The sequence below is a fragment of the Streptomyces otsuchiensis genome (genome assembly GCF_004305975.1).
Classification (GTDB): Bacteria; Actinomycetota; Actinomycetes; order Streptomycetales; family Streptomycetaceae; genus Streptomyces; species Streptomyces otsuchiensis.
Window position 1 is genome coordinate 1 of sequence record NZ_BHZI01000345.1, and the last position, 1350, is coordinate 1350.

At 71.8% G+C, this 1350-nt stretch carries 1 protein-coding gene; it reads left to right on the forward strand.

Annotated elements, in window-relative coordinates:
* Positions 1–1350: tetratricopeptide repeat protein (locus E0D90_RS28095; protein ID WP_227870428.1), on the forward strand; the 1350-nt coding region annotated here is incomplete at both ends.

Here is a 1350-nt window from a genome sequence, read left to right on the forward strand (position 1 = left end):
GGCCGGGTGGGTGCTGGCCACCACACGCCTCCAGGGCGACGCGCGGCTGACCGCCGCGGGCCGGACCCGCGTCACCGTCGACGTCTACACCCGTGACGAAGCCCACGCCTACCTGCGGCAGCGCCTCAGCGACGCGCACTGCGAGCACCTCTACGACCAGGGCGACGCCGGGGCGGTCGTCGAGGAGTTGGGGCTGCTGCCGCTGGCTCTCGGGTTCGCCGCCGCCCACATGATCCAGGAAGACATCACCTGCGCCGAGTACGTGCGGCACCTCACCGACCAGCATCTGCCCGACCTGCTCCCCGCAGGGGCCGACGCGGAGGACTACGGTCGCCCGGTCGCCGCCGCCCTCCTCCTCAACCTGGCCGCCGCCATCGCGGCCGGCCCGTCCGACATCGTCGAACCGGCACTCCACCTTGCGGCGCTCCTTGACCCCGACGGCCACCCACTCGACCTCTGGGCCACCGAATCCGTCCTCGGACACCTCGGCACCTACCGTTCCGAGATCGACAACGACGACGAGGTGGTCGAGGTCGACGTACGGCGGGCCCTGACCGTGCTCCACCGCTACGGACTCATCACCCGGGTCCCCACCGACGGGCCCCGGGCCGTCCGCGTCCACGCCCTCACCGCGCGGGCCGTCCGGGAGAACACACCCACCCACCACCTGCCCGCCCTCGCCACCGCGGCGGCCGACGCCCTCCACACGCTCTGGCCCAGGATCGACCAGCCCCACCGCGAACTCGCCTCCGCCCTCCGCGCCAACACCGACACCCTCCACGGCCACACCGGCCGCCACCTCTGGCGCCACCAACACGGCGCACACCCGCTGCTGTTCCGTGCCGGCCGCAGCCTCCAGGAAGCCGGGCTCCACGCCCCGGCCACCGCCTACTGGAAACACATTCAGCAGATCTCGGAGCGCCTCCTGGGCGCCGACCATCCCGACACCCTGACCACGCGCAGCAACCTCGCCTCTTCCTACAGCGACGCGGGTCGTACCCAGGAGGCCATCGAGTTGCAGGAGTGGGTCCTGGCCGACGAGGAGCGAATCCTGGGCGCCGACCATCCCGACACCCTGACGACCCGCAGCAACCTCGCCTCCTCCTACAGCGACGCAGGCCGTACCCAGGAGGCCATCGAACTGAAGGAGCGGGTTCTGGCCGAGCGTGAGCGCGTCCTGGGGACCGACCATCCCGACACCCTGACGACCCGCACCAATCTCGCGCTCTCCTACCGGGACGCAGGCCGTGCACGCGAGGCGCTGGAATTGGGGGAGCGGGTTCTCGCCGAGCGTGAGCGCGTCCTGGGCACCGACCATCCCGACACCCTGACCACGCGCAGCAATCTCGC